At 65.9% G+C, this 8170-nt stretch carries 10 protein-coding genes; 3 read left to right on the top strand and 7 right to left on the bottom strand.

What is annotated here, in order from left to right; genetic code table 11:
• Together WA904_RS19810 and WA904_RS19805 are read left to right on the top strand one after the other, a co-directional pair.
• Positions 1–216, top strand: a 216-nt coding sequence (locus WA904_RS19810; protein ID WP_425198849.1) for a hypothetical protein, incomplete at its 5' end; no start/stop codon positions are given.
• A gap of 181 nt (positions 217–397) precedes the next feature.
• Positions 398–976, top strand: a complete 579-nt coding sequence (locus WA904_RS19805; RefSeq protein ID WP_425198848.1) for an NnrU family protein — start codon at positions 398–400, stop codon at positions 974–976.
• Positions 977–981: 5 nt separating this feature from the next.
• On the opposite strand, the gene WA904_RS19800 is transcribed toward WA904_RS19805, so the two are convergent.
• The 4 genes from WA904_RS19800 to WA904_RS19785 form a co-directional block, all read right to left on the bottom strand.
• Positions 982–2688 (bottom strand): ABC1 kinase family protein, encoded by a 1707-nt coding sequence (locus WA904_RS19800; protein ID WP_425198847.1) that lies wholly within the window; start codon positions 2686–2688, stop codon positions 982–984.
• 252 nt (positions 2689–2940) lie between these two features.
• Positions 2941–3300 carry a DUF4148 domain-containing protein gene (locus WA904_RS19795; RefSeq protein WP_425198846.1) on the bottom strand — a complete coding sequence of 120 codons (360 nt, stop codon included), beginning with the start codon at positions 3298–3300 and terminating at the stop codon, positions 2941–2943.
• A 244-nt stretch (positions 3301–3544) separates the two neighbouring features.
• Positions 3545–4378 (bottom strand): alpha/beta hydrolase, encoded by an 834-nt coding sequence (locus tag WA904_RS19790; RefSeq protein ID WP_425198845.1) that lies wholly within the window; start codon positions 4376–4378, stop codon positions 3545–3547.
• A 93-nt stretch (positions 4379–4471) separates the two neighbouring features.
• Positions 4472–5296 (bottom strand): alpha/beta fold hydrolase, encoded by an 825-nt coding sequence (locus WA904_RS19785; protein WP_425198844.1) that lies wholly within the window; start codon positions 5294–5296, stop codon positions 4472–4474.
• A gap of 249 nt (positions 5297–5545) precedes the next feature.
• On the opposite strand from WA904_RS19785, the gene WA904_RS19780 reads away from it, so the two are divergent.
• On the top strand, positions 5546–6502 hold the full coding sequence (locus WA904_RS19780; RefSeq protein WP_425198843.1) for an alpha/beta fold hydrolase: 957 nt from the start codon (positions 5546–5548) through the stop codon (positions 6500–6502).
• Positions 6503–6515: 13 nt separating this feature from the next.
• Here the strand turns inward: WA904_RS19780 and minE are convergent, their stop codons facing one another.
• The 3 genes from minE to minC form a co-directional block, all read right to left on the bottom strand.
• Positions 6516–6779: a cell division topological specificity factor MinE gene (minE, locus tag WA904_RS19775; protein WP_425198842.1), complete on the bottom strand. Its 264-nt coding sequence runs from the start codon at positions 6777–6779 to the stop codon at positions 6516–6518.
• 6 nt (positions 6780–6785) lie between these two features.
• Positions 6786–7601 (bottom strand): septum site-determining protein MinD, encoded by an 816-nt coding sequence (minD, locus tag WA904_RS19770; RefSeq protein WP_425198841.1) that lies wholly within the window; start codon positions 7599–7601, stop codon positions 6786–6788.
• A 173-nt stretch (positions 7602–7774) separates the two neighbouring features.
• The coding region (gene minC / locus WA904_RS19765; protein WP_425198840.1) for a septum site-determining protein MinC at positions 7775–8170 on the bottom strand (396 nt) is incomplete at its 5' end.

Raw genomic sequence — 8170 nt, 5'->3', positions numbered from 1 at the left:
CCCAAGGAGTGCACCATGAGCAGCAAGCAGAACCCGCGCGACAAACAACCCGGCCACACCGGCAAGGTTGAAAACGACAGCAACAAGATGGGCGAGCAGCCCGCCACGCCACTGAACCAGGGCAAGCGCACCCCGCAAAGCCGGAGCGACCGCGAGTCGCACATCGGCGGCGACAACCAGTCGCAGGCGCGGCGCGGAACGACGACCGGGCACTGAGGCCGGCCGGGCCGGCGGCTGGTGTGCCGTGCCGTGGTTATGAGTCAAATCGGGCTCCAGCCATTGTCTACCGTGCGCTGGCAGCTACCAAATAAATAGCGTTACACACACCGCCCCTGGCATGGACGGGCTGCGATGGCGCGCCCATAATCGCTCACATACTTTGTTCGAGGGGACTGTGATGACGATGCTGATTCTGGGCCTGGTGCTTTTTCTGGGTGTGCATTCCATACGCATAGTTGCCGATGACTGGCGCAGCGCCATGATTGGCCGCATGGGTGAGTTGCCGTGGAAGGCGGTGTATGCGCTGCTGTCGATTGCCGGCTTTGTGCTGATCGTCTGGGGTTTTGGCCTGGCGCGGCAGCAGCCGGTGCAGCTGTGGATGCCGCCGCGGGGCATGCGGCACCTGGCTGCGCTGCTGACGCTGGTTTCTTTCATTCTCATTGCGGCGGCCTATGTGCCGCGCAACGCCATCAAGGCGCGGCTGCACCACCCGATGGTGCTGGGCGTGAAGGTGTGGGCGCTGGCGCATCTGCTGGCCAACGGCAACCTGGCGCATGTGGTGCTGTTCGGCGCCTTCCTGGTGTGGGCGGTGCTGAGCTTTCGTGCGGCGCGGGCGCGCGACCGGGCTGCGGGCACGGTGTACCCGGCGGGCAGCACAGCCGGCACGCTGGGCGCGGTGGTGGCGGGTGTGGCGTTCTGGGCGGTGTTTGCCTTCTGGGCGCACGGTTACCTGATCGGCATCCGGCCGATTGGCTGAGCTGGTCAGCCTGCTTCGTCGATATCGCGCTCGCGGCTGCTGCGCCAGATGGCGCGCACCAGCCACAGCCCGCCCAGCACGGCACTGATGAAGCCGAGCGAGCCGAGCAGCGGCATCCCGAACAGGGTGGGGCCGCCCTTGACCATCATGGCGATGGACGAACCGATGATGAGTGCGGCAATCACCAGCGCCATGGCCAGGCGGTTGGCGGCGCGGTCGATCTGGTCGCCCACGCGCTTGAGGTGCGCCAGCTCGATGTTCACCTGCAGCCGGCCGCGGCGCGCGTTGCGCAGCAGGCGCGAGATATCGTGCGGTAGCTGCTCTGCCACGGCCAGGGTGCGTCTCAGGGTTTTCCAGGCGCGGCCGGCCAGGGCCTTGGGCTCGTAACGCGCGCGCAGCACGTCCTGCAGCATGGGCGTGGCTTCGGTGGCCATGTGAAAGCCGGGGTCCAGCCCGCGGCCCATGCCTTCCAGCGAGATGAAGGCCTTGATCAGCAGCGCCAGATCGGAAGGCAGGCCCAGGTGGTGCTCGCGCAGCAAGGCGGTGACGTCGGCCAGCATCTGGCCCAGGCTGAGCTCGGCCAAGGGCGTGCCGTGGTACTGGTCGACAAAGTCCTCGATCTCGGTTTCGAGCTGCGCCTGGTTGATGCCGTGGCCGTCGCCCGTCCAGTCGAGCAGCACCTCGGCCACGGCCTGCGACTGCCGCTCGACCAGGCCCAGCAGCAGCTGCAGCAGCTCTTCGCGCCGGCGCTCGGACAGCCGCCCGACCATGCCGAAGTCGATGAAGGCAATGCCGTTGCCGGGCAGGTAGAACACATTGCCGGGGTGCGGGTCGGCGTGGAAGAAGCCGTCTTCCACAATCATTTTCAGCACGGCTTGCGCGCCGCGCTGGGCCAGCAGCGTGCGGTCGAAGCCGGCCTCGGGCGTGAGCAGGCCGAGCTGGTCGCCGGGGATGCCGCCCACAAAGTCCTGCACGTTCACGCGCTCGCCGGTGTGCGCCCAGTGCACGCGCGGAATGACGATCCACGGCAGCGGCGCCATGTTGGCGGTGATGCGCTCGGCGTGCCGGCATTCGGCGGCCAGGTTCAGCTCGCGCCGCAGGGACTTGACGAACTCGCGCACCAGCTGCTGCAGGCGGTAGGGCTTGAGCGCAGGCACTTCGGCCTCGGCCAGCGCGGCCAGGCGCGCCAGCAGGCGCAGGTCGGCCTCGATCACTTCGGTGATGCCGGGGCGGCGGATCTTGACGACAACTTCGGTGCCGTCTTTCAGCTGCGCGCGGTGCACCTGCGCAATGGAGGCGGCGGCCAGCGGCTCGGTGTCGAAGCGGGCGAACACGTCTTCGGGCTCGCCGCCCAGGTCTTCGCGCAGCTGGGGCCGCAGCAGTTCAAGCGGCACGGCGGGCACATGGCTGTGCAGCTTTTCAAACTCGGCAATCCACTCGGGGCCAAACAGGTCGGCGCGGCCGGCGAGGATTTGCCCGAGCTTGACAAAGGCCGGGCCCAGCTCTTCCATGGCCAGGCGCACCTGCGCGGGCGGCTCGATGCGGGCCAGGTCGGCCACATGGTCCCAGCGCAGCACATGGCCGGCGCGCTCGAGCCGGTCGGCCAGGCCGAGGCGGCGCACGGTGTCGCCAAAGCCGTGGCGTATCAGCACCCCGGCGATTTCGTTGAGGCGCCCCATGTCGCGCGCGGCGCTCAGAGTCTCTGTCAGCATGGGGTGGATGATAGCCTTGCGCCGGCCTGGGGCCCTGGGGTGGCCGCCGGGTTTGATGCCAAAGAGGGCGCTGGCCCCCGCCGCAGAAGCGCGGCCAGCTATGAAAAAGGGAGTATCCGCCGGGCCTCGGGGCTCCGCGGACTGACGTGCCGCTGCGCCGTCTGCCCCGGCGGAAACGCGCAAGCCCGTAGCGTTTTGCGCTGCGGGCCTGCGGATAAAAGAGCGGGGCCGTTGCAGGCCCCTTCTTCCTTCTTACTGGGCGTTAAAAGGCTGGCCGGCAACCCGCACGCCGTTGTTCACCCCCCGGTGTTGCGCGAGGTAATGCGAGCCACTGTCTTCCCCGTTGAACGCGGCGACTTCGTTACGTGAAGCAACATATTCGGCAACCACCTGGGCGCGCGAGTTGGTGCTCTGGAACTTGGCCAGCGGGTTGTACTGGGTGGACCAGGGGCTGGTGCCGGACTTCTTGAACTGGTCGAGTTCGGCACGCACTTCAGCGCGGCTCTTCGTGCTGGTGAAAGGCGTGGTGTCGATGGTGATGTCGTCGGCGAAAGCGTTGCCGGCCACAGCAGCGGCAGCGATGACGAGAGCGGAGGCGATTTTGCGGTTCATGATCAGGTTTCCTAAAAAAGTGGATGACAAATCCGGGCATGGCGAGCCCTGGTGGCCCGTCTGTTTCCAGCCTCGGTGAGTCGTTGTTTAAAGGTTGCGGCTCATCGATGAAGAGCAGATGGGCGGCAAAGCCCTGCTCACAAGCTGCAGTTTTGGAGATGGTCTGTTTCGGGTTTCGCAACAATGCGGCCGCAGCTGCCGTGCCGCCGCCTCGCTGACCCGCATGCAGCGGGCCTGCCGGAACTCAGCGTGCCAGCATCCAGCGGCTGATCTTGCCGACGACTTCGGCCTCCAGGCCGTTGAAGCCGTGGTGGGCCATGGCTTCGCAGGGGTCGCCGGTACTCTGGCCACCGGTGACGGTGAGCAGTTCGGCCTTGGGCGTTTTGGCCAGCTTGTCCATCAGCGGCGGCATGTCGCTGATGCGGCAGAGGCGGCAGCCGTCCTGTTCGTGGTGCACCACCAGCACGGGAATGCGCAGGGCTTCCATCGGCATTTTGGGCACCGCGCGGCCGCCGCTGTCTGTGAGGATGGTGGCCGTCAGGATCAGCCCGTCGGGGCCGCCCTGTGCGGGGGGCAGTTCTGTTGCAAGGTACGCGGCAGACTGCGTGCCGCGGCTGGTGCCGGCCAGCCATACCGGCACGGGTGCCTGCTGCCTGAGCCAGGCGATCACGGCCGCCACATCGGCCGCATGTTCGCGCGTCTGCCGGAAGCCGCTGAGGTGAGGTGGCGATTGCCGGTCGGACGGTGCGTCAATCACGGCCACGGCCAGGCCCGCGTCGGCAAACAGCTGCCGCGTACGCACAAGGAAGTTGCCCTTGCCCCAGGTGAAGCCGCCGTCGCCGGAGATCTGCAAGCCGCCATGGCCGCCCGCGAACAGGATGACCGAGGCTTTCGGCTGCGGCGGGGCGATGTAGACAAAGCGCTGCGTCACGCCGGGCCGGGTGGGCACGTCCACCACCTTCTGCGTGGTTTGCGCCAACGCGCCTTGGCAGGCCAGCGCCAGTGCCAACACGCAGGCTGCCAGGCCTTGCAGGAAGCCGCTGTGGCGGCCGCGGAGGGCGTAGAGGGCGGTTTTCATGGTGTGGCGCTTTCCTGTATGTCAAATGGGCCGCCGGCCCTTGTTGCACGGGCGCAAACAGCTATGTAAACAATAGCAGATGCCGGTGGCTGCTCAGTCGGCCAGCACGGTCTTGATCCATTTGACCATGTCGTCGCTGGCCACCCGCGGGGTGCTCAGGTGGTTGGCCTTGACTTCGAGGTACTGGCTTTTGGGGTTGGCCGGCAGCTGGTCGGCGAAGTAGCCGCGGGCGCGGGTGAACATCCAGTCGGCGTCGCCCACGACGGTCAGCACCGGGGTGCCGGCCGGCACGCGCGGCGCGGTGACCGACATTTCGGCGTCGGAGGCGGGGTCAAAGTACGACAGGTAGTCTTTGGCGGTGGTGATCACGGTTTGCTGCTTGCCCTGGTTGATGTCGCTGAAACGCTCGCGTGAATCCCCTTTGCCGGCAGCGACCAGCGCGCGGGCTTCGTCCACGCTGTCGTGCACCACCTTGAGCGAGGGCACCGTGTAATAACTTTTGGGAACATGGCCGGGCGCCAGCAGCACCAGCGCGCTGGCATCTCCGCCGCGCGCGGCATGGCTCAGTGCGGCGGGCACGCCCAGGCTGTGCCCGATGACCACAATTCTGGTGGCGCCCTGGTCGTGCAGTGTTTTGACATGGCCGGCCATTTCTGCCATGGCCTTGTCCCAGTGGCCGTCCAGGTAGCGTCCGCGTGACCAGGGCATGTCCGGCAGGCTGACCAGCCAGCCTTCGCGTTCAAAGGTGGCCTTGAGCGGACTGAAGTTCGGGTCCTGGTTGCTGCCGGGGTTTTTGCCGTGCAGCATGAGCACGCCGATGCGCTGCTGGGCGGCAGCGGTGAGCGGGGACAGGGCCGCGGCGAGCGCGGCGCAACTGATGGCGAAGGCGGAGAGAGCAGAGAAGAGGCGGCGTTGCATGGAACTCCTTGCGGGGGTGATGAGGACAGGGCCGGGCCTAGTGTAGGCAAGACAGAAGCAAGCCGGGTGGGGAAAGCGCGGTGCGTCCCATGAACAGGGGATGGGTGTCCAGTGCGTTCTGCAAACTCGCAAACCATCTCGCAGAATATCTCGCGGTTGTTGGAAAAAACCGTTGCATGACAAAGACTTGGCTATGCTTGCCAGGTCGCAAACATTCTCGCAACCTGCAGCGGAGGCGGTCGCTTCATCATGAAACTTTTTCCTCGCTCTTTCCTGGTTTTTCTTGTCGGCGTTTTCCTGTTGGCTGTGGTGGCTGTGGTGGCCACCTGGGCGCCGGACAAGCCGGTGGAAGAACTCAAGCCGCGCTGGGCGCAGTCGCCTTCGCAGTTCATCGCCATCGACGGCATGCAGGTGCATCTGCGTGACGAGGGGCCGCGGGACGACCCGCTGCCCATCGTGCTGATTCACGGCACTTCGGCCAGCCTGCACACCTGGGAAGGCTGGGCAGCAGCTTTGCGTGGGCAGCGGCGCGTGATCCGTTTTGACTTGCCGGGTTTTGCGCTGACCGGGCCCAACCAGCAGAACGATTATTCGGTGGAAGCGTATGTGCGCTTCGTCACGGCCGTGATGGACCAGCTGGGCGTGCAGCGTTTTGTGCTGGCGGGCAATTCGCTGGGCGGGCAGGTGGCCTGGGCGACGGCGGTAGCGTTGCCGCAGCGCGTGGCGAGGCTGGTGCTGGTGGACGCCAGTGGCTACCCGCTGGAGTCGGCCAGTGTGCCGCCCACACTGCCGCTGGGTTTTCGCATTGCACGCATGCCGGCGTTGCGGGTGCTGACGCAATACACCCTGCCGCGCAGTATTGTGGAAAAGAGCGTGCGCAATGTGTATGGCGACCCGTCAAAAGTAACGCCCGAACTGGTGGACCTGTATGTCGACATGACCCTGCGCGCAGGCAACCGCAAGGCGCTGGGCCGGCGCATGGACCAGGGCTACACGGGCGATGTGGCCGGGCTGAAGACGCTGGCCATACCCACGCTGATTCTCTGGGGCGGGCAGGACCGCCTGGTGCCGTTGGAGTTCGGCCAACGCTTTGCGCGCGACATCAAGGGCAGCCAGCTGGTGGTGTTTGACGACCTGGGCCACGTGCCGCACGAGGAAGACCCGATGCGCACGGTGGCGGTGGTGAAGACGTTTCTGGGGCTGTAAGCCGCGGCGTCCGCTACTTGCCGTCGGGCAGCTCGATCTTGACTTCGAGCACGTCCAGGTTGTCCTGGCGCTCGAGGTTGACCTTGATGTCGTTCGGGTCGATCTTGATGTATTTGGAGATCACCGCGATCAAATCACGCTGCAGGGCCGGCAGGTAGTCGGGCTCGTGGCTGTGGCGGCCGGAGCGTTCGTGCGCCAGGATGATCTGCAGCCGCTCTTTGGCGACGCTGGCGGTCTTTTTCTTTTCGCCGAGCAGGAAGGAGAGAAAGGAAGCCATGGCGGTTTACTTGCCTCCAAACACACGTTTGAAGAAGCCCTGCTTGGGTGCATCGGTAAAACGCAGCGGCCTGTCTTCGCCCATGAAGCGGGCAATCACGTCCTTGTAGGCTTCGGAGACATCGCTGCCTTCCATGTGCACCGCGGGCACGCCCTGGTTGGAGGCCTGCAGCACCGCTTCGGACTCGGGGATCACGCCGATCAGCTTGATGCGCAGGATGTCCTTGATGTCTTCGAGCGACAGCATCTGGCCCTGGTCGACGCGGCTGGGGTTGTAGCGGGTGATGAGCAGGTGTTCCTTGATCGGGTCGCCGCCTTCCATGCCGCGCTTGGTCTTGCTCGAGAGCATGCCGAGGATGCGGTCGGAGTCGCGCACCGAAGAGACTTCGGGGTTGGTGACCACCAGCGCCTCGTCGGCAAAATGCATGGCCATCAGCGCACCGGTCTCGATGCCGGCCGGCGAGTCGCAGACGATGTATTCGAAGTCCATGTCGCCCAGGTCCTTGAGGACCTTCTCGACGCCTTCCTTGCTCAGCGCTTCCTTGTCGCGCGTCTGCGAGGCGGCCAGCACGTAGAGGTTGTCGCACTGCTTGTCCTTGATCAGGGCCTGGTGCAGGTTGGCTTCGCCCTGGATCACGTTGATCAGGTCATACACCACGCGGCGCTCGCAACCCATGATGAGGTCGAGGTTGCGCAGGCCGACGTCGAAGTCGATGACGGCGGTTTTGTGCCCGCGCAGGGCCAGGCCGGTTGCAAAGCTGGCGCTGGTGGTGGTTTTGCCCACGCCGCCCTTGCCGGAGGTGACCACAATGATTTTTGCCATGCGTAAAAGTCCTTTTGGATTTCGAAATAACAGATGAGAGTTCAGGTCAGCGCAGAGAGGGGCGCCCGCTCATTTCAGCAGGGGCCGCGGGTCCGGCTTTGCCGGCCCGCAGGCGCAGCGCCCCCTCGGGGGGCAGAGAGCTACACGCAGTGAGCGAACGTGGGGGCTCATAGTCACACTTTGATGGGATCCATAACGAGCTTGTCGCCTTCGGGGCCAGGTACCAGGCGCACCTGCGTGGGCTTGCCCCACACGCCTTCGGGCAGCGGGATTTCGCTGGTGCGGTAGATGCCGGCAATCGACAGCAGCTCGGGCTCCAGGCTCAGCGCGAAGATGCGCGCCTCGGTGTTGCCGCGCGCGCCGGCCATGGCCTTGCCGCGCAGCGGTGCGTAGACATGGATGTGGCCGTCGGCAATGACTTCGGCGCCGGCGTTGACCATGCTGAGCACGACCAGGTCGCGCCCGCGCGCATACACCTGCTGGCCCGAGCGCAGGGGCTTGTCGATCACCAGCGCGCCGGGAGCCGGGGCCACGTCTGCCGTGGGCGCTGGGGCCTTGCTGCGTGCAGG

Source organism: Polaromonas sp. (assembly GCF_049790275.1).
Lineage (GTDB): Bacteria > Pseudomonadota > Gammaproteobacteria > Burkholderiales > Burkholderiaceae_C > Polaromonas.
This window is presented reverse-complemented; position numbering and strand designations above follow the sequence as displayed.